This is a genomic window from Saccharopolyspora hirsuta, assembly GCF_008630535.1.
Classification (GTDB): Bacteria; Actinomycetota; Actinomycetes; order Mycobacteriales; family Pseudonocardiaceae; genus Saccharopolyspora; species Saccharopolyspora hirsuta.
In genome coordinates, this window is the sequence record NZ_VWPH01000011.1 from 114,518 (window position 1) to 130,972 (window position 16,455).

The 16,455-nt window shown below is 72.0% G+C and carries 17 protein-coding genes; 10 read left to right on the top strand and 7 right to left on the bottom strand.

What is annotated here, in order from left to right:
• Window positions 1-154 precede the first annotated feature (154 nt).
• Window positions 155-367 (top strand): hypothetical protein, encoded by a 213-nt coding sequence (locus F1721_RS23525; protein ID WP_150068937.1) that lies wholly within the window; start codon window positions 155-157, stop codon window positions 365-367.
• 4 nt (window positions 368-371) lie between these two features.
• Here F1721_RS23525 and F1721_RS23530 read toward each other — a convergent pair whose 3' ends face one another.
• Window positions 372-1,352, bottom strand: a complete 981-nt coding sequence (locus tag F1721_RS23530) for a sugar-binding transcriptional regulator (protein WP_150068938.1) — start codon at window positions 1,350-1,352, stop codon at window positions 372-374.
• A 119-nt stretch (window positions 1,353-1,471) separates the two neighbouring features.
• On the opposite strand from F1721_RS23530, the gene F1721_RS23535 reads away from it, so the two are divergent.
• The 4 genes from F1721_RS23535 to F1721_RS23550 are packed head-to-tail and all read left to right on the top strand — an operon-like array spanning window position 1,472 to window position 5,559.
• On the top strand, window positions 1,472-2,476 hold the full coding sequence (locus tag F1721_RS23535; protein WP_150068939.1) for a zinc-dependent alcohol dehydrogenase family protein: 1,005 nt from the start codon (window positions 1,472-1,474) through the stop codon (window positions 2,474-2,476).
• A complete protein-coding gene (locus F1721_RS23540) occupies window positions 2,466-3,809 on the top strand; it encodes an ABC transporter substrate-binding protein (protein WP_150068940.1) in 1,344 nt (447 codons plus the stop codon). Before F1721_RS23535 ends, F1721_RS23540 begins: the two co-directional genes overlap by 11 nt.
• The gene (locus F1721_RS23545; RefSeq protein ID WP_150068941.1) at window positions 3,806-4,738 is read left to right on the top strand and encodes a carbohydrate ABC transporter permease; all 933 of its coding nucleotides are present in this window, start codon (window positions 3,806-3,808) and stop codon (window positions 4,736-4,738) included. Before F1721_RS23540 ends, F1721_RS23545 begins: the two co-directional genes overlap by 4 nt.
• Complete coding sequence (locus F1721_RS23550; RefSeq protein WP_195141518.1) at window positions 4,735-5,559, top strand: carbohydrate ABC transporter permease; 825 nt, start codon at window positions 4,735-4,737, stop codon at window positions 5,557-5,559. The genes F1721_RS23545 and F1721_RS23550 overlap by 4 nt, the downstream gene beginning before the upstream one ends.
• A 70-nt stretch (window positions 5,560-5,629) precedes the next feature.
• Here F1721_RS23550 and F1721_RS23555 read toward each other — a convergent pair whose 3' ends face one another.
• Entirely contained in the window at window positions 5,630-7,288 is a 1,659-nt protein-coding gene (locus tag F1721_RS23555; protein ID WP_211840588.1) for a serine/threonine protein kinase, read from the bottom strand.
• Between the two features lie 461 nt (window positions 7,289-7,749).
• On the opposite strand from F1721_RS23555, the gene F1721_RS23560 reads away from it, so the two are divergent.
• Genes F1721_RS23560 through F1721_RS23575 form a run of 4 tightly spaced genes read left to right on the top strand, consistent with a single transcriptional unit; the run spans window position 7,750 to window position 11,211 of the window.
• The gene (locus F1721_RS23560) at window positions 7,750-8,175 is read left to right on the top strand and encodes an FHA domain-containing protein (RefSeq protein ID WP_150068942.1); all 426 of its coding nucleotides are present in this window, start codon (window positions 7,750-7,752) and stop codon (window positions 8,173-8,175) included.
• Between the two features lie 40 nt (window positions 8,176-8,215).
• Window positions 8,216-8,857, top strand: a complete 642-nt coding sequence (locus F1721_RS23565) for a response regulator (RefSeq protein WP_150069083.1) — start codon at window positions 8,216-8,218, stop codon at window positions 8,855-8,857.
• 27 nt (window positions 8,858-8,884) lie between these two features.
• The gene (locus F1721_RS23570) at window positions 8,885-10,627 is read left to right on the top strand and encodes a GAF domain-containing sensor histidine kinase (protein ID WP_281288808.1); all 1,743 of its coding nucleotides are present in this window, start codon (window positions 8,885-8,887) and stop codon (window positions 10,625-10,627) included.
• Between the two features lie 56 nt (window positions 10,628-10,683).
• Entirely contained in the window at window positions 10,684-11,211 is a 528-nt protein-coding gene (locus F1721_RS23575) for a DinB family protein (RefSeq protein ID WP_211840589.1), read from the top strand.
• 3 nt (window positions 11,212-11,214) lie between these two features.
• Here F1721_RS23575 and F1721_RS34820 read toward each other — a convergent pair whose 3' ends face one another.
• Together F1721_RS34820 and F1721_RS23585 are read right to left on the bottom strand one after the other, a co-directional pair.
• Window positions 11,215-11,646 (bottom strand): hypothetical protein, encoded by a 432-nt coding sequence (locus F1721_RS34820; protein ID WP_195141517.1) that lies wholly within the window; start codon window positions 11,644-11,646, stop codon window positions 11,215-11,217.
• 27 nt (window positions 11,647-11,673) lie between these two features.
• On the bottom strand, window positions 11,674-11,868 hold the full coding sequence (locus tag F1721_RS23585) for a hypothetical protein (RefSeq protein ID WP_150068943.1): 195 nt from the start codon (window positions 11,866-11,868) through the stop codon (window positions 11,674-11,676).
• A 61-nt stretch (window positions 11,869-11,929) separates the two neighbouring features.
• Between F1721_RS23585 and F1721_RS23590 the strand changes: the two genes are divergently transcribed.
• Window positions 11,930-12,847 carry a phosphotransferase gene (locus F1721_RS23590; protein ID WP_150069086.1) on the top strand — a complete coding sequence of 306 codons (918 nt, stop codon included), beginning with the start codon at window positions 11,930-11,932 and terminating at the stop codon, window positions 12,845-12,847.
• A 21-nt stretch (window positions 12,848-12,868) separates the two neighbouring features.
• On the opposite strand, the gene F1721_RS23595 is transcribed toward F1721_RS23590, so the two are convergent.
• The 3 genes from F1721_RS23595 to F1721_RS23605 form a co-directional block, all read right to left on the bottom strand.
• Window positions 12,869-14,194, bottom strand: a complete 1,326-nt coding sequence (locus F1721_RS23595) for a hypothetical protein (RefSeq protein WP_246155264.1) — start codon at window positions 14,192-14,194, stop codon at window positions 12,869-12,871.
• A 196-nt stretch (window positions 14,195-14,390) separates the two neighbouring features.
• The gene (locus F1721_RS23600) at window positions 14,391-14,768 is read right to left on the bottom strand and encodes a hypothetical protein (RefSeq protein ID WP_150068944.1); all 378 of its coding nucleotides are present in this window, start codon (window positions 14,766-14,768) and stop codon (window positions 14,391-14,393) included.
• A gap of 311 nt (window positions 14,769-15,079) precedes the next feature.
• Window positions 15,080-16,378 carry a hypothetical protein gene (locus F1721_RS23605; RefSeq protein WP_150068945.1) on the bottom strand — a complete coding sequence of 433 codons (1,299 nt, stop codon included), beginning with the start codon at window positions 16,376-16,378 and terminating at the stop codon, window positions 15,080-15,082.
• Window positions 16,379-16,455: the final 77 nt, after the last annotated feature.

Consider the following 16,455-nt stretch of genomic DNA (forward strand, 5'->3'; position numbering starts at 1 on the left):
GCATCTTCCGGGGACTTGCCGCCCAGCCGTGGAGTCGCCGTGAACCTGCCCGGTTCTGCTCGCCGCTTTCCGCTCGATGATCTCGGACCGCTGGGGGCGGTGGTCGGGGATGCCCGGGTCGTTGCCGTCGGGGAGAACAACCACTACATCCGGCGTGACCGCCCGGCCGTTGGACCCGGTCGGCGAGGGCAGCGTCGAGCAGACGGTGGGCGAGTCCGGGCCCGTGCTGCTCGACCTGCGGTCGGCCACCACCGGCCCCGCCTCGATCCGGCACGTGACCACCACGGTGCCGGTGGGCGTGGTCGAGGCGTTCGACGTGGTGGTCTGCCTGCCCGAGATGAGCCCGAGCTCGTTCGTGCTCGGCTGAACCGTCAGGTCAGCGGCCGGTCGGCGACCAGCTGCAGCAGGAGGTCGGCCACCTGGGCGTCGGTGATCAGGGTGGTCACCACGCCGGAGCGCAGGACCGCGTCGATCGCCCGCGCCTTCGGCACCGTGTATCCCAGGGCGATCACCTCCGGGATCTGGCGGAGCTGGTCGTGCTCGATCGCCAGGACGTGGTGCGCCAGGCCCGTCGACATCGCGTTGCCGTCGGCGTCGAACAGGCGGGCCGCGATCTCCGCCGTCGCCCCGCGCTCCTGGATCGCGTCCCGCTCCGGTTGGCCGAGGGCGTCGTAGACCGTCGATTCGTCCGGGCGCCAGGCGCCGATGCTGACCACCGCCTTGGTCAGGTGGCGGAACTGGTCGAAGGTCTCGGCGATGCCCGGCTGGTTGCGCAGGATCTCGGTGGTGCGGCGGTCCGGCAGCACCAGCGGGCCGTAGATCGGGTACGCGGGGCCGCCGGAGATGTCGGCCAGCCGACCCACCGTCTCCACCGAGCGGTCGCGCATGTCCATGCCCGCCTGCACCCCGCACAGCTGCACGACCGGGCACTTCGGCAGGGTGCGGACGGCGTCGGCCATGGCGTTGACCGAACGCGCCCAGGACAGGCCGATCACGTCGTCCGCGGTGGCCGTCTCGGCCAGCAGGTCCGCCGCCAGCGAGCCGATCCTGCGGCGCAGCTCCGGGCGCTCGGCCTTGGACTGCGCTCGATTGAGCACCAGCACCCGGCGCAGCCGGTAGCCGGTCCGCACCGCCTCCGACAGCTCCAGGTCGATCGGCACCGGCAGGTCGAACTCGACCCGGACCAGGCCGGTTTCCTGCGCAGCGGCGAGGATCCGGGCCACCTTGAAGCGGCTGATCCCGAACTCCTGGGCGATCTCCAGCTTGGCCCGGCCCTGGACGAAGAACCGGTGCGCGATGGAAGCCGCCGTGACCGTGTCGGTCAACTTCGACCGGGTCTGCCGTGTGCTCATATGAGCATCCTAGAGGTGAAATGTTGACGTAACACGCAGGATCATCCTTCAATGCTCCGCGAGTTGCCGGAACGAACGGCCCGCAGTGCTCATATGAGCGGGTCGGCGGAAGGGGTGTCATGCGCGCCGCGATCATCGATCAGCCCGGTTCGATCAGGGTGGGTGAGGTGCCGGACCCGAAACCCGGCGACGGGCAGCTGGTGATCGCGGTCGGGGCGTGCGGCATCTGCGGCACCGACCTGCACATCGCCGACGGGCACTTCCCGCCCACGCCCTACCCGATCGTGCCGGGGCACGAGTTCGCCGGTGAGGTCGTCGAAATCGGTGCGGACGTGCCGGGCGGCTGGAAGATCGGCGACCGGGTCGCCGTCGACCCCTCGCTGTTCTGCGGCTACTGCACGCCCTGCCGGTCCGGGCACGGCAACCTCTGCGCGAACTGGAACGCCACCGGCGACACCGTCGACGGGGCCTTCGCCGAGTACGTGGCGATCCCCGCCAGCACCGCCTACCGGATGCCCGACGCCATGACCTGGCAGCAGGGCGCGCTGGTCGAGCCGGTGTCCTGCGCGGTGCACGGCGTGCGCCAGATCGGCGTCGAGGCGGGGGAGCGGTTCCTCGTGGTCGGCGCGGGCACGATGGGGCTGCTGATGCAGCAGCTGCTCCAGCGCGGCGGAGCCCAGGTCTCCGTGGTCGACCGCAACGCGGCACGCCTGGAACGGGCCACGAAGCTCGGCGCGGTTGCGGTGAGCACCGACGTCGCCGAGCTCGACCAGCGCTTCGACGCCGCCGTGGACTGCACCGGGGCCGCGCCCGCGATCGAGGCGGCCTTCGACTCGCTGCGCCGCGGCGGTCGGCTGCTGGTGTTCGGCGTCGCCCCGGCCGAGGCGCGGATCTCCCTGTCGCCGTTCCGGATCTACAACGACGAGATCAAGATCGTCGGCTCGATGGCGGTGCTGCACAGCTACGGGGCGGCGCTGGACCTGGTCGCCTCCGGGGCCGTGGACACCGACTCGCTGCTCACCGACACGTTGCCGCTGGAGGAGTTCCCCGCCGCGCTGGACCTGATGCGCAGCGGTGCCGGGCTGAAGGTGCAGGTCCTGCCGGGAGGCGTTGATGCGAAGTAGAGCCAAGCTGGCCGTGCTCGCGGTCGTCGCGCTGCTCCTCAGCGGGTGCGCGGGAGCCGGGGCGCTGGGCGCGGGCGGGCGCACGCTGGTCGTGGCCATCGTGTCCAACCCGCAGATGGAGGACGCCATCGCGCTGTCCGACCAGTTCGAGCGGGACAACCCGGGCATCAGGCTGAAGTTCGTGCAGCTGCCGGAGAACCAGGCGCGCGCCAAGATCACCGCGTCGACCGCCACCGAGGGCGGCGAGTTCGACGTGGTGATGATCAGCAACTACGAGACCCCGCAGTGGGCGGCCAACGGCTGGCTGGAGAACCTGCAGCCCTACATCGACGCCAGCGAGGGCTACGACCCCGACGACTTCATCCCCAGCATCCGCGAATCGCTGTCCCACGAGGGCTCGATGTACGCGGTGCCGTTCTACGGCGAGTCCTCGTTCCTGGCCTACCGCAAGGACCTGTTCGAGAAGGCCGGGCTGACCATGCCGGAACGGCCCACCTGGCAGCAGATCGCCGAGTTCGCCGCCCGGCTGGACGACAAGGAGGCCGGGGTCGCCGGGATCTGCCTGCGCGGCAAGCCCGGCTGGGGCGAGAGCCTGGCGCCGTTCAGCACGGTGGCCAACACCTTCGGCGCCCGCTGGTTCGACGAGAACTGGAACGCCCAGCTGACCTCGCCGGAGTTCCGCGCCGCCGCCCAGTTCTACGTCGACCTGGTGCGCCAGCACGGCGAGGTCGGCGCGTCCAGCGCCGGGTTCACCGAGTGCGGCACGCGCTACGGGCAGGGCGAAGCGGCGATGTGGTACGACGCGACGGTCATGGCGGGCACCAACGAGGACCCGGCCAGCAGCGAGGTCGTCGGCAAGTCCGGCTACGTCGCCGCCCCGGTGGTGCGCACCGAGACCAGCGGCTGGCTCTACACCTGGTCGCTGGCCATGCCGAAGGTCGCCAAGGACAAGGACGCCGCGTGGCGGTTCATGCGCTGGATGACCGACAAGGACTTCGTGCGCACCGTGGGCACCACCTTCGGCTGGAACCGGGTGCCGCCGGGGTGCCGCCTGTCGACCTACCAGATCCCCGAGTACCAGGAAGCCGCGCGCGCCTACGCACCGGCGACGCTGGCCGGGATTGACAGCGCGCACCAGCGCAACACCATGCTGCAGCCGGTGCCCTACCCGGGCATCCAGTTCGTCGGCATCCCCGAGTTCCAGGACCTCGGGACGCGGGTGAGCCAGCAGCTGTCGGCGGCCATCGCCGGGCAGATCTCGGTGGACGAGGCGCTGCAGCAGTCCCAGGAATACGCCGAATCCGTCGGTGCGGCCTACCGGGAGACCAGATGACGCAGACGGCCACCCCGCCCACCGCGGTCGCCCCGGTGGCGACCCGGAAACCCCCAGGAAAGTGGTCGCGCGAGGCGTGGCTGCGCCGCGCGCCGCTGATGCCCGCGCTGCTGTTCACCATCCTGGTCACGCAGATCCCGTTCCTGCTGACGGTGTTCTACTCGTTCCAGTCCTGGAACCTGGTGCGCCCGGGATCGCGGCACTTCGTCGGACTGCGCAACTACGTCGACGTGTTCGCCGACAGCCAGTTCCGCGGCGCGATGCTCAACACCGTGCTGCTGACGGTGGTGTGCGTGCTGGTGGCGATGCTGCTGGGCCTCGGCCTGGCCCTGCTGCTGGACCGCCAGTTCCTGGGCCGCAGCGTGGTGCGCACGCTGCTGATCACCCCGTTCCTCATCCTGCCCGCGGCCGGTGCGCTGCTGTGGAAGACGACGATGTTCGACCCGACCTACGGGCTGCTGAACTTCGCGTTCGGCACCCGGGTCGACTGGCTCTCGCAGTTCCCGCTGGCGTCGGTGATGGCGCAGGTCATCTGGCAGTGGACGCCGTTCATGATGCTGCTGATCCTGGCGGGGCTGCAGGCCCAGTCCAAGGAGGTGCTGGAGGCCGCGGCGGTCGACGGCGCGGGCCGGTGGCGGACCTTCGCCTCGATCACCCTGCCGCAGCTGGGCCGGTACCTGCAGCTGGCCGTGCTGCTCGGCGCGATCTACATCGTGAACAGCTTCGACGCGATCTACCTGATGACCCAGGGCGGTCCGGGCACCGCGAGCACGAACCTGCCGTTCTACATCTACCAGCGGGCCTTCGAGGGCTTCGACGTCGGGCAGTCCTCGGCGATGGGCGTGATCGTGGTGGTGCTGACCCTGATCGTGGCGACTTTCGCGCTGCGCCTGATGTTCCGGACCTTCGGCGTGAGCGAGGTGCGATGATGCGTGCGGGCAACCCCATCGGCCGCTGGGCGCTGACCGCGCTGACCTGGGTGGTCGCGGTCCTGTTCGTGTTCCCCGTGCTGTGGATGGTGCTCACCTCCTTCAAGCAGGAGGGCGACGCCTACACCAACCCGCCGAAGCTGGTGTTCACCCCGACGCTGGAGCAGTTCGCCGGTGTGCTGGAGCGCGGTTTCCTGCCGTACCTGGCGAACTCGGCGTTCGTGACGGTGGTGTCCACGCTGCTCGTGCTGCTGCTGGCGGTGCCCGCGGCGTACGTGCTGTCCATCTCGGCGGTGCCCGGGACGCGGGACGCGCTGGGCTTCTTCCTGTCCACGAAGATGCTGCCGATCGTCGCGGCGATCATCCCGCTGTACGTGATCTCGCAGAACCTCAAGCTGCTGGACAACGTGTGGGCGCTGGTGGTCCTCTACACCGCGATGAACCTCCCGCTGGCGATCTGGATGATGCGCTCGTTCTTCCTGGAGGTCCCCAAGGAGATGGTGGAGGCCGGGCGGATCGACGGCGCGAAGCTGCCGACGCTGCTGTTCCGGGTGGTGCTCCCGGTCGTCGCGCCCGGCATCGCGGCCACCGCGCTGATCTGCGTGATCTTCTCCTGGACGGAGTTCTTCTACGCGGTCAACCTGACCGCTGCCCAGGCCGGGACGGTCCCGGTCTTCCTGGTCGGCTTCATCACCAGCGAAGGCCTCTACTGGGCCCAGCTGAGCGCGGCGGCCTTCCTGGCCTCGCTGCCGGTGATGATCATCGGCTGGGCGGCGCAGAACCACCTCGTCCGAGGCCTCTCCATGGGCGCGGTAAAGTAGTCCGAACCCGACGGCGCCCGCCCGGTGCACGACTCCGGGCGGGCGCTGCTGGTTCTGGGAACCGTTGCGGTCAACCCCCGTAGTAGTTGTGGGTGCCGACGGCGCGGCGGGCCTCGCTGCCCGCCGACTGCAGCGCCGGGTCGCCGGAGTCGTCGCCTCGCAGGTCGACGTGCTTGGACTGGGCGACGATCACGTAGCGGTGGTCCTGGCCGATGTACTGCCACTCGTCCGCGCCGTCCACGTCTCCGTCGCACACCCCCGCGCCGCGGCCGGAGTTCGGGTCCCAGCAGCCGAGGTCCAGGTAGTCCATCGCGTCGAACTCCTCCTCCACGGTGGACGCGGTCGCGTGGTCGGCGAACGGGAAGACCCAGACCGTGGTGATGATCTGCACGTCGTCGTCGACGAAGTTGGCCACCAGCATCTCCGAGCAGCCGTGCTCGTCCAGCACCGACCGGACCTCCTCGGCCACCGAATCGGTGCACCCGTTGGTGGAACCGGCTTCGTAGGTGTGCCGCGTGCCGGTGTCGTCGGTGAACTCGTCCGGCATGAACGCGTCCAGGGTGAACGGGGTCTGGTCGGTCGAGGCGTCGTCGAGCGCAGCCGAATCGGGGTTCGTGGCAGCCCCGGTCGTCGAGTCCTCGACGGAGGACGGTTCCGCTTCGGAGGAGTCCGGCGAGGTGGTAGCGGCGTCGGCCGAGGAGGTCGGCGGCGGGGCGCTCAGGTGCGGGCTCGAACCGAGACCGCTGTTGAGCACGACGACCAGGACCAGCGCGACCAGCGCGACGCCGCCGACCACCCAGCCGAGGACGGGGAGCCACGGCCGGGGCGGTTTGGCCGGTGGGGGAGGCACGGGAGCCTGCCCGGCCAGCGGGTGAGGAGCGGGGAGCGCGGCCGGTGCGAGGGGCGCGGACGGCGCAGGTGATCCGGGAGGCGTGGCTGGCCCGGAGAACGTGGGCGGTCCGGACAGCATCGGAGGCGGGACAGGCGCGGACAGCGTGGCCGGGGGAGCGGGTGCGGACGGTGCGGGGGTTTGCCCGGCCAGCGGGTCGATCCTGGTCGCGGCGATGGTGGCCGTCCGGCGTTCGTCGATCATGCTGACGACCTCCGCGGGCAGCCAGCGGGTGCGGTCGCCGGTCAGGTCGGCGAGGGAGTCGAGCAGCTGTTTGGACGTCGGCCGGTCGGCGGGGTCCTTGGCCAGGCAGGTGCTGATGATCCGGGCGAGCTCGCCCGGCAGCTGGTCGAGGCCGGACAGGTCCGGCGTCTCGTGCACGACGCGGTAGAGGATCGCCTGGGACTCGCCACCGCCGAACGGCCCGCGACCGGTCGCGGCGAACACCAGCAGGGCACCCAGCGCGAACACGTCGGCGGGGGCGCCCACCGGCGCGCCGGTGACCTGTTCGGGGGACATGAACGCGGGCGTGCCGAGGACTTCCGCGGTGTGGGTCTCGTCCATCGCCCGCGCGATGCCGAAGTCGATCACCCGGGGCCCGTCCTCGGCCAGGATCACGTTGCTGGGCTTGAGGTCGCGGTGCACCACCTCGCAGGCGTGGATGGCGCCGAGCCCCTCGGCCAGGCCCGCCCCGAGCGAGCTGATCGCCGACGGCGGCAGCGGCCCCTGCTCCTTCACGACCTCGTGCAGAGTGGGGCCGGAGATGTAGGCGGTGACCAGCCACGGCGACTCGGCGTCGGGATCGGCGTCGACCACCGGCGCGGTGTAGAAGCCCGCCACGGCGCGCGGCGGTGACCTCCCGCGCGAACCGGCGCCGGAAGTCCGGATCGTCCCCGAGCTCCGGCCGCACCACCTTCACCGCGACCAGCCGCCCACCGCGCGACACGCCGAGGTACACCCGCCCCATCCCGCCGCGCCCCAAGCGGTTGCGCAGGCGGTAAGTCCCCACCTCGCGCGGATCGTCCGGCAGCAGAGGTCCCAGCAAGGACTGCCCCCTCACCCCACATCACCCGATGCGTTGATCATGGCACCCGAAATCCACCGCCATCCCGGATTTCCGCAGATTGCCCGGACCGGGGAGGCCGGGCCCCCGGAGTGGTGACCGTCACGAGGGTGCTCCGGGGACTTGGGACGAAGGTCCTGGCCACGGAGCGTGGTTGTTCGGCATGCTGGCTGTAGTCGCCCAGTCCTGGTCGGGGCAGTCCGGGCGATTTCGGTGCCTTTCTGCGAGGAGTACGACCATGGATGACACCCGGTTCGACGCGACCGCAACGACTGGTGTCGCGGCGGAGGGCGAGACGATCCGGACTCTGCTGGAGGCCGTGCCGACCGCCCAGGTCGTGCCGGCGCCGCGGGACTCCGAGGAGTCGAGCGGGCGGCCCCGGCTGGTCATCAACCGGGGACCGGACGCCGGGACCGGTTTCGCGATCGGGGGTTCGCGCATCACGATCGGGCGAGACCGGGACTGCGACATCGTCGTCGAGGACATGACGGTGTCGCGCGTGCACGCCGAGCTGCGGCTGCGGGACGGTCGGTACGTCGTGGTGGACGGCGGTTCGCTCAACGGCACCTACCTCAACCGGCAGCCGGTGGACATCGCCGAGCTGAGCGACGGCGACGAGCTGTGGATCGGCCGCGTCCGCTTCACCTTCCGCAGCGGCGGCTGAGGCCGACCGCTCCTACAGTGGGGACGTGGGCGGCTCCGGCGTGACCACCGTGTTCCTGGTCGACGACCACGAGGTCGTGCGGCTGGGGCTGGTCGACCTGCTCGATTCCGAGGAGGACCTGGTGGTGGTCGGGCAGGCCGCTTCCGCGGGCGAGGCGTTGGCCCGCATCCCCGCCGTGCGCCCGGACGTGGCCGTGCTGGACGTGCGGCTGCCGGACGGCAACGGGGTCGACCTGTGCCGCGAGCTGCGGTCCAGGCAGCCCTCGCTGCAGGTGCTGATGCTGACCTCCTTCACCGACAAGCAGGCCATGCTCGACGCCATGCTGGCCGGGGCCGCCGGCTACGTCGTCAAGAACATCAAGGGCATGGAGCTGGCGTCGGCCGTGCGCCGGGTCGGCGCGGGCAAGTCGCTGCTCGGCGAGCAGGAGACCGCGGCGCTGGTGAACAGGTTGCGCGCCGAGCTCGACGGCACCTCGAAGCTGCCGGACCTGACCGGGCAGGAGCGGATCCTGCTGGACTGCATCCGCCAGGGCATGACCAACCGGCAGATCGCCGACCGGATGTTCCTGGCCGAGAAGACCGTCAAGAACTACGTGTCCCGGCTGCTGAGCAAGCTCGGGCTGCAGAGCCGCACCCAGGCGGCGGTGCTGGCCACCCGGCTGCGCCACCGCCCGGAGGCGTGAGCGCTCGCCGGGTGCCAGAGTGGAGTCGTGAGCAGGGCGGACTCGCCAGGATCGGGGGAGCTGCGGGAGGGGGCCGCTCCGTCGCTGGTGGGCACCCTCTCCCGGTTGCGGCTCAAGGAGCTGCTGGCCCAGGTCCAGGCGCGCATCGAGGAGATCGTCGGCCTGCGGGACCGGATGGACGTCCTGCTGGAGGCCGTGCTGGCCATCTCCTCGGAGCTGGAGCTGGACTCGGTGCTGCGCCGCATCGTGCGCACCGCCATCGACCTCGTCGACGCCCGCTACGGCGCGATCGGCGTCCTGGCGCCCGACGGCACGCTCAGCCGGTTCATCTACGACGGCATCGACGAGGAGACCACCCGGCGCATCGGCCACCTGCCGACCGGGCGCGGGGTGCTGGGCGTGGTCATCGAGGCGGACAAGCCGCTGCGGTTGGACGACATCTCCGAGCACCCGGCGTCGGTGGGGTTCCCGTCGCACCACCCGCCGATGCGCACCTTCCTCGGGGTGCCGATCCGGGCCCGGCAGGAGACCTTCGGCAGGCTGTACCTGACCGAGAAGCTCGGCGGCGGGCAGTTCACCGAGGACGACGAGGTCGTGCTGCAGGCGCTGGCCGGGGCGGCCGGGATCGCCGTCGACAACGCCCGGTTGTTCGAAGAGGTGCGCCGCCGCGAGCGCTGGCTGGACGCCACCGGCGAGATCACCGCGGAACTGCTGGCCGGTACCGATTCCATCGACGCGCTCCAGGTGATCGCCGAGCGCGCGGCCGAGCTCACCAACGCCGACTACGCGCTGCTGGCGGTGCCCGCGCGCGGCGACGACGTCGAGGTCGAGGAGCTGACGGTGACGGTCTCGGCCGGGGCCGGTGTCGAGGACCTGGTGGGCCGGTCGATCCCGGTCGACGGCTCGGTGACCGGGCAGGTGTTCCGGGAGCGGGTGCCGCGCAACGTCCCCAACCTGTCCACGGTCGACGGTGCCGCGGTGGAGCTCGGCCCGGCGCTCGCGGTGCCGATGCGGGCGGAGGGCACCATCTCCGGGGTGCTGCTGGCCGTGCGGCGGGCCGGGGCCAAGGGGTTCGACGAGGAGCAGCTGCTGGTGGTGTCGTCGTTCGCCGACCAGGCCGCGCTGGCGCTGCAGTGGGCGGAGGCGCAGGCCGCGCGGCGCGAGCTGGACGTGCTGGCCGACCGCGACCGCATCGCCCGCGAGCTGCACGACCACGTCATCCAGCGGCTGTTCGCCATCGGCATGGCCATGCAGGGCACCCAGCGGCGGGCGAAGGCGCCCGACGTGGCGGGCCGGTTGACCGAGCACATCGACCAGCTGCACGAGGTGATCCAGGACCTCCGCGCCAGCATCTTCGACCTGCAGCTCGCCGCCGAGCACCCGAGCGGGTTCCGCAACCGGGTGCAGCGGGTGGTCACCGACGTGGTGGGCGACAACCCGCTGCGGATCACCATGCGGATGGCCGGGCCGCTGGACGTGCTGCCGCCGAGGCTGGCCGAGCACGCCGAGGCGGTGGTGCTGGAGGCGGTGAGCAACACCGTCCGGCACGCGCAGGCCTCGGAGCTGTCGGTGACGATCTCGCTGGACGACGACCTGACCATCGACGTCACCGACAACGGCATCGGCATCGAGAACGCGGTGGCGCACAGCGGACTGCACAACCTGGCCGAGCGGGCGGTGCAGATGAGCGGGCGGTGCACTGTGGAGCGGTTGCCAGCTGGCGGGACGCGGGTGCTGTGGACAGCACCGCTGAGCCCGCCGCCGGGGTGAGCTGGCGGTCGAAAACCATTTCCCCGGTTCCGGCCGGTCGTGGGAGGATCCCGCGGGTGTCCGCACCGCGCGTTGAGCTGCTGCGCTGGCAGTTCGAGATGACCTGGTCGCTGTTCGAGTTCCACCTCGCCGAGCTGGTGCCCGAGGACTTCCGCTGGGAGCCCGCCGAGCACTGCTGGACGGTGCGGCGCGGAGCGGACGGCGGCTGGGAACCGGACTTCGCCGAGGTGGAGCCCGATCCGATCCCGGTCCCCACGATCGCCTGGACCACCTGGCACATCGGCTGGTGGTGGACGGTGACCCTCGACCACGCGCAGGGTCGGCCGCCGCGCGAGCGCACCGAGGTCAGGTGGCCCGGCGCCGATGCGGCCGTCGACTGGCTGCGCGGGCTGCGCGACGAGTGGTCGGCGGTGCTGGACCGGCTCACCGACGCGGACTTGGACGCGCCCGCGCCGTTCCCGTGGCAGGACGACCCGGACAAGACCGTGGCGCACATGGTGGCGTGGGTGAACGGCGAGCTGATGAAGAACGTCGCCGAGATCGGCCAGCTCCGACTGCTGCGCGCCGCATCCGCGCACGCTTGAGGCCTACCCGTGGTGGGCGCGTTCCCGCGGTCGGATGTGCTCGATCTCGGGAGCGCGCCGGGCGGTCGGAATCCGCGGTTCCGGGTGCTCGCGCGTCGCTGCCCACCCGCAGGCCGTGCCCACGACCGCCGCACCTGCGAGCACGCCGAGCCGGACCAGGTCGGCGGAACCCTCCCAGACCAGGTCGCCGAGTTCGTGAACGACGAAGCTGTTCAAGAACATCCAGCACAGCAACGCCGTGATCAACGCGCCCGGCAGGCTTCGGATCGCGCCCGCGTAGCCGAGGACGACCAGCGCCAGCACGGCCAGCGCAGCCGTCGGCTCGCCGGACCACCAGGACGCGGCCCCAGCGGGGACAGTCCCCGCGGCCGCCACGAAGAACCCCACCGCGGAAGCCGTTGCGGCCCCGGCGACGGGCGGGCTGGAATCACGCATCGCCACCGCCTCCCGCGGCAGGCGGCCTCACCGCCACCTGGCCAGACCGCGCAGCGCCAACGCCACGCCCAGGAACACCGCGATGAACCCGACGGCCCACAGCAGCTCCGTCATCGGGGACGCCTCCTCGCCAGATCTGCCGATGCCTCCAGTACACGTCTCCGGCGCGGGCGGGGGAACCGGCCTTGACGAGATCCGGACGCTGATCGGCCCGGGCCGCACGCGGTGTTGACGGCGGACGGGAAAACCCGTTGCAGTGATCGATAAAGTCGGTTCCGTGGGGATGTCGAGCCGGGTGGCGGAGGAGATCTTCGGGAAGCGCGGGGTGGACCTCGGCGCGGCCCGTCGCGGGAGGGGGTGGACCAACCACACGTGGATCGCCGACGAGTTCGTCGTCCGCGTCGCACCGGAGCCCGGTTCGGCTGATCTGCTCCGCGAGCTGGAGCTGGTCGAGCTGCTCCCGGCGGAGGTCGGGTACCCGGAGGTCCTCGACGCCGGGGTGCACCACGGGCACGAGTGGGTGCTCACCCGGCGCGTGGTGGGGGAGAACCTGGACGAGGTCTGGCCGTCGCTGGACGACGCGGCCCGTGCGCGCGCCGTCGAGCAGATGTGGGAGCGCGCCCGCAACGTCCACCGCGTCGACGTCGCCGCAGCCGCCCCGCACGCCCGCAGCCGCTCGCCGTTCTTCCCGGACGGCCCGGCGGACGTCGAGGCCTCGCTCGGCCGGATCGTCGCGGCGGGCGCGCTCACCGAGCGCCAGAAGGACGGCCTCCTGCAAGCGCTGGAGCGGTTCTGGGCCGCGCTTCCGGCGGCGCCGCGCGCCTTGAACCACGGCGACCTGTGCGCGCCGAACACGTTGTGGCACGACGGTTCGGTCGTGGCGCTGCTCGACTTCGAGTTCTCCGTCATCGCCCCCACCGCGATCGACCTCAACGAGGTGGTCAAGATCGCTTTCGGTCCGGGCGACACCGCCGAGCGCGCGCCGCTGCGGGGCGTGGTGCGCGAGATCGGCGAGTCCGCGCTGGCCCCGGCGGGCGGCCCGGACGTGCTGATCGGCTACTCGATCATGCTCGAAACCTGGGTGCTGGAACGGGAGCTCACCGCGCCGGAGCCGGACGAGGACGACCGCGCCACCGCGATCGCGATGCTCGCCGCCTTCGCCGAGGACGACGGCGGCCACTTCGCCCCGATCCTGCGCTGATCCCGCGGTGTCCAAAGGGGATCAGGCGGTGCGCCAGCGGCGGATGCGGCGGGTGAGGCTGCGGCCGAGGTTGTACAGGACCAGCGTGATGCCCGCCCACGGCAGCACCAGCAGGAACATCCGCAGGACGCCGACCACGGCCGCTGCCGCGTCACCGGCCCGGACCGCCCCGCCCACGGCGTCCCAGTGCGCGACCAGCGCCTGCCACACCACGGGCAGCACGTAGGGCGCCAGCACCAGGAATCCGATGATCCAGTACGCCAGGCACGGGATCACCAGCACCACCCAGACCGTGATCACCCACCGGACCCAGGGCTTCAGCTCCCGCACCCGCGGGTGCGGCGGACGCCCCGGCAGCATGCTGCGCAGCACCGGCCCCATCCGGTCGAACAGGTCGGGAACGCCGACCAGGTCGCTGAGGATGTAGTAGCCGTCCAGCCGGACCGACGGCACGAACTGCCAGACCGTCGAGACCTGCCAGGCCACCAGCGCGACCAGCAACCACGGCTGGCCGGTCGCGGCGAAGACCGCGATCATCACCAGCATGGCGATCGCGTTGAAGTAGACACCGCCCAGGTCCGTGCGCAGGCGGCCCGCCCGGCTCAGCCGGTAGGAATCGGTGACGGTGCTGTACATGGCTGGCCACACCAGGTAGATCCCCACGCCCATCGCGCCCGGCCGCGCGCCGCCGTAGCGGCAGGCCGCGACGTGCCCGCACTCGTGGAAGATCCCGGAGACCACGAGCACGCCCAGCACCAGCAGGATCTGCTCCGGCCGGTCGACCAGCTCCCGCGCCCCCGCCAGCAGCTGGGCGACCCCGCCGCGGACGGCGAGCCAGACCTCGGCGGCGGCGAAGGCGGCCAGCACGAGGACCACGACCGGCGGCCAGAACAACGGCTGGAACACCCGGGCGATCACCGCGACGACGTGCTCGGGCACCAGCGCGACCCGGAACTTCAGCGCCAGCAACCGGTCCCGGCCCTTCGGCAGCGGTGCGGGCGGGGCCGATGCGGACTCGGCGACCACGATCCCGGCGCGGCGCAACCGGTTCTCGACGAGGTAGGAGACCTGCTCGGCGGTGATCTCGCGGCCCCACTCGGCGCTCAGGTCGGCGGCGAGGCGCGCGTAGCTGCGGCGGCCGTCCAGCCCTGCCGCCACCAGGTAGAGCAGGTGGGTCAGCTGCAGGACCTGGCCGTCGACGCGGCGGACCAGGTAGGGCGGTTCGCGGTGGCCGGAGCCCTGGTACTGGCCGATCAGCTCGGTGCCCGCGACCAGGGCGGGCACCACGAGCCGCGCGACGTCAGGTTCGGCCGCGGGCTCCCCGGCGCGGTGCCCCTCTGCGACCATCACGACTCCTCGCCCTCGAAGACCGGCTCCTGAACGGCGGAATCTCAGCGTCCGCCTGCTGTGGAATGCCCGGTCCCCAGCGCCAGTACACGGCGGTTGGGCCAGGCGGACGCTGAGAGGTCGCCGAGCTTGAACTCGACGATCACCCCGGCTGGTGGTGCGCCGAGCGGTCGGCGCACCACCAGGGCGGGAGACGTCAGCTCGGGTTGCCGCCGCCGGTGCCGCCGATGCCGTTGCCGCCGATGCCATCGCCACCGATGCCGTCGCCGCCGTCGCCGCCGTCGCCGCCGTCGCCGCCGCTACCGCCGTCGCCGCCGTTGCCGCCGTTGCCGCCGCCCTGGCCGCCGCCGGTGCCGCCGCCGGTGCCGCCGTCACCACCGGTGATGTCACCGGTGGTCGTGATGTCGTTGTCCCCGTAGGCCACGACGTGGTCGTGCGGGTCGAAGTCGAGGACGACGACGTCCGCGCCGTTCCACGGGAGCCAGAAGGTCGACATGACCGTGCGCGCCGGCAGGAACTCCACGCGCTGGACCTCGAGTTCGGCGTGGTTGAGCGGTCCAGAGGTTCGTGGCATCAGGTGCTCCTTCGCAAACTCAGTGAATTCACCGGAAGAACCGGAACGAGGCCACCCCCTCAAGGATCGCGCTCCAGTGGCACGGTCCCGGCGCACGGGGCAGAACGTAGGAGCACCCGGCTGGGGGTGCACCTCGAATCACCCGCTAGGTGGGCGCTTCTCGCACCTTTCGTGGGATGACCGTGCGCATTGCGTCGGGGATGGCTTCGGTTCCGGGGTGGTGCCCGGCCGCCGGTGCCCGGATCCGCTCAGGCGGATCCCGGCGCCGGACGGCCGTTTCGCGGCGGGGCGGTCAAGCACCCCCGCCGGCGTCAGGGGTTGCGCCGACCTGTTTCGGCGACGGCGTTCGCGAGGTGGCCGCCGGGACCGCCCGCACCGCCCGCGCCACCGGTGTCGGCGACGCCGTTGAGCCCGCGCAGGCCGGGGATGCCGGGCGTGATCCCGTCGCCCCCGGTGCCGCCATCACCGCCGTCACCGCCCGCACCGGAGATGGTGTGCACGGTGGCCCGACCGCCGTCCTGGGACATGATGTTGCCGATGTTGGCGACACCGCCGTCGCCCCCGGTGCCGCCCGTGCCACCGGCGCCCTCGACCTCGTTGCCCTGGGCCGCGGCGTCGCGCGCGCTCGGCTGGTGGCCGGTGCCGCCGTCGCCGCCGCGTCCACCGCGACCGCCCTTGCCGCCCTGGACGGTGATGTCGTCGAGGCCGGTGCTGACGATGGTGCCGGTCCGCCCGTTGGCCGTGCCGCCGCGCCCGTTGGCCTGCTCGGTGCCACCGCCGCCGTTGCCGCCGTCGCCACCGTTCCCGCTGCGGGTCGTGGCGGTCGCGTCGCCGCCGTCGCCCCCGGTGCCGCCGATTCCGCTGTCGCCGCCGATGACCTTGACGGTGTTCTCGCCCTCGCCGGGGTTGATGCGGCCGAGGTTCGCGGTGCCGCCGTCCCCGGCGTTGCCGCCCCGGCCACCGCGGGAGTCCGCGGGGTTGGCGCTGCCCGTGCCGCCGTCGCCACCGACCCCGCCGTTGCCGCCCTTGCCGCCGGTGATGGTGATGGTGTCGTTCCCGGCACCGCCGTTGATCACGCCGGTCTCGGTCACCCCGACGCCGCCCGTGCCGCCGTGGCCGCCGGTTCCCGCGCTGCCCCCGGCCCGCGCGCTGGGGCCCGCGACGCCGTCGGCCCCAGCCGTCCCACCGGTGCTGCCGCCGTCCTCGCCCCCGTTGGCGCCGTTCTTGCCGTCGCGGGCGCTGCGGCCGTCGAGGTGGCCGTTGCCGCCCTTCCCGCCGTTGCCGCCCGCTCGACCGGTGACGATGATCAGGTCGTCCCCGGCCCCCGCATCGACGGTGCCCGCAACGGCGCCGCCGAGGTAGAAGCGGTCGTTGCCGTCGGTGCCCTCGAGCGTGGTCCCCTCCGGGACGCCGCGGTCGCAGACGACGTCCACCCCGGAGCCGTTCGGGGTCCGCGTGCAGGACGGCGGCGCGGCTTGCGCGGCCGGGACCGCGGCGATGCTGAACGTGACGGCGAGCATGGCGGCGCTCGGCAGCGGCCACCAGCGCTGGACCCCGGCGCCGGACTGGACCTGGCTGCCGCTCGCGGTCCGATGTGGGCGATTGCGCATCGGCACTTCTCCTTACCCGGGATGGTTTCGGCTGAGCCAAACAGCGCGGGAGTCTAGGCCGAACGGATCAGCGGTGG

What these genes read in the sequence shown, in the direction of transcription:
- F1721_RS23550 (WP_195141518.1), top strand. Translation starts at nt 4,735, where the DNA reads ATGATGCGTGCGGGCAACCCCATCGGCCGCTGGGCGCTGACCGCGCTG.
- F1721_RS23605 (WP_150068945.1), bottom strand. Translation starts at nt 16,378, where the DNA reads ATGCGCAATCGCCCACATCGGACCGCGAGCGGCAGCCAGGTCCAGTCC.
- F1721_RS34820 (WP_195141517.1), bottom strand. Translation starts at nt 11,646, where the DNA reads ATGCGTGATTCCAGCCCGCCCGTCGCCGGGGCCGCAACGGCTTCCGCG.
- F1721_RS23530 (WP_150068938.1), bottom strand. Translation starts at nt 1,352, where the DNA reads ATGAGCACACGGCAGACCCGGTCGAAGTTGACCGACACGGTCACGGCG.
- F1721_RS23545 (WP_150068941.1), top strand. Translation starts at nt 3,806, where the DNA reads ATGACGCAGACGGCCACCCCGCCCACCGCGGTCGCCCCGGTGGCGACC.
- F1721_RS23600 (WP_150068944.1), bottom strand. Translation starts at nt 14,768, where the DNA reads ATGCCACGAACCTCTGGACCGCTCAACCACGCCGAACTCGAGGTCCAG.
- F1721_RS23540 (WP_150068940.1), top strand. Translation starts at nt 2,466, where the DNA reads ATGCGAAGTAGAGCCAAGCTGGCCGTGCTCGCGGTCGTCGCGCTGCTC.
- F1721_RS23595 (WP_246155264.1), bottom strand. Translation starts at nt 14,194, where the DNA reads ATGGTCGCAGAGGGGCACCGCGCCGGGGAGCCCGCGGCCGAACCTGAC.
- F1721_RS23590 (WP_150069086.1), top strand. Translation starts at nt 11,930, where the DNA reads ATGTCGAGCCGGGTGGCGGAGGAGATCTTCGGGAAGCGCGGGGTGGAC.
- F1721_RS23560 (WP_150068942.1), top strand. Translation starts at nt 7,750, where the DNA reads ATGGATGACACCCGGTTCGACGCGACCGCAACGACTGGTGTCGCGGCG.
- F1721_RS23535 (WP_150068939.1), top strand. Translation starts at nt 1,472, where the DNA reads ATGCGCGCCGCGATCATCGATCAGCCCGGTTCGATCAGGGTGGGTGAG.